Origin of the sequence: Pseudomonas sp. MD195_PC81_125, from assembly GCF_014060985.1 — a bacterium.
In the GTDB taxonomy this organism is placed as follows: Bacteria; Pseudomonadota; Gammaproteobacteria; order Pseudomonadales; family Pseudomonadaceae; genus Aquipseudomonas; species Aquipseudomonas parakoreensis.
The window spans coordinates 1-915 of the sequence record NZ_JABULD010000291.1 but is presented as its reverse complement, the minus strand read 5'-3'; the positions used below and the strand labels follow the sequence as shown (position 1 = coordinate 915).

Sequence of the window (915 nt, the reverse complement as noted above, 5' to 3'; positions counted from 1 at the left end):
CGGTTGAAMCGACATTCAACTATCATAAAAGCAGTGCAGACTCTGGCGATCCCTCGCTGACGTCTGCATAATGCGCCACTTTTTTCAGGGCAGTGATCGGTCAGCCGACGGATCATCCGCCTGAACAGATAACCAAAATCGCCATCGCGAAGAGGTGTTAACCGTCCTACGCAGGTGCGTTGTTCGCACTTGACGGGCATGCTTGATCACGCGGCTGCGCCGCATACATAGAGAGTTTTTAACGGTGAAAAGCAAACTCAAGCTCCACGGGTTCAACAACCTGACAAAGACCTTGAGCTTCAACATCTATGACATCTGCTACGCGGAAACCCCGCAAGACCAGCAGGCTTACGTCGAGTACATCAATCAAGAGTACAACGCCGAACGCCTGACGCAGATCCTCACGGAAGTTGTCGAAATCATTGGTGCCAACATTCTGAACATCGCGAGTCAGAACTATGAGCCTCAGGGTGCCAGCGTCACGATTCTGATCTCGGAAGAGCCGGTGACCCCGACTGACAGCCAGATCGAAGAGTCCCCGGGTCCATTGCCCGAAATCATCCTTGCCCACCTCGACAAGAGCCACATCACGGTGCATACCTATCCGGAAATCCATCCGGACGCCGGTATTGCGACGTTCCGTGTGGACATCGACGTGTCGACCTGTGGTGTCATTTCACCGCTTAAAGCGCTCAACTTCCTCATTCACCAGTTCGATTCGGACATCGTGACTGTGGATTACCGTGTGCGCGGTTTCACCCGTGACGTTGAAGGCAACAAGCACTTCATCGACCACGAGATCAACTCGATCCAGAACTACCTTTCCGAAGACACCCGCGACGCGTACCAGATGACCGACGTGAACGTGTACCAGGAAAACCTGTTCCACACCAAAATGCTGCTGAAGAACTTCGA

General features: G+C 53.1%; 1 protein-coding gene. It reads left to right on the top strand.

The genetic code is table 11. The annotated features are described in order from the left end of the window. Nucleotides 1-244: 244 nt before the first annotated feature. A partial coding sequence (gene speD / locus HT737_RS12525; protein WP_182402702.1) for an adenosylmethionine decarboxylase occupies nucleotides 245-915 on the top strand: 671 nt, incomplete at its 3' end.